This is a genomic window from Rhizobacter sp. P3_B12 (assembly GCF_056402895.1).
This window is the reverse complement of record NZ_JBFUGN010001723.1, coordinates 1-600: the sequence shown is the minus strand read 5'-3', so window position 1 is coordinate 600 and position 600 is coordinate 1. Positions and strand designations below refer to the sequence as shown.

At 64.2% G+C, this 600-nt stretch carries 1 protein-coding gene; it reads right to left on the bottom strand.

Translation table 11 applies throughout. From position 1 onward, the window contains the following. A partial coding sequence (locus AC1D01_RS37885; protein ID WP_477875128.1) for a Crp/Fnr family transcriptional regulator occupies positions 1-432 on the bottom strand: 432 nt, incomplete at its 3' end. Between the last annotated feature and the right edge of the window lie 168 nt (positions 433-600).

Genomic DNA, 600 nt, shown 5'->3' with positions numbered 1-600 from the left:
GTGGCGGTTGCACACCGCCGTCTGCGCCATCTGGGTGATCAGCGCCTGCGTATAGCGCAGCAGCAGGTGCAACACCGGCGCGCGATTGAACTCATCCTTGATCGTCGATGCCTTCAACCGGAAGCCTCCGCCGGCGCTCTGCACCACTGCGCGGCTGGGCGTCGATTCGCCCCCCATGAACAGCGAGATGCCGACGATTCCCTCATTGCCCACCACGGCGATCTCGGCCGACGAGCCGTTCTCCATCACGTACAGCAGCGAGACGATGGCCGAGGTGGGGAAGTAAACGTGGCTGAGCGCACGCCCGGGTTCGTAGAGCACCTGGCCGAGCGACAACTCGACCCATTCGAGCTGGGGTAGCCAGCGCTGCCACTCTGCGTCAGGCAGGGCCGCCAGCAGATGATTCTGCTTCGGGTCGCGGGAAAGGGCCATGTCACGAAGCTCCGCACAAGGTCGGAGCCGGCGTGGAACGCGTACCGCGCCATACCGCCGATGGTGGCGACTATAGGCGCTGACGGAGTCGCGGTATGTTCGCTATCGAACATATCGCCAAAAAAGGGGATGGTCTATCGCTGGTTCTCGTCGCGTCCCGCACCGCAC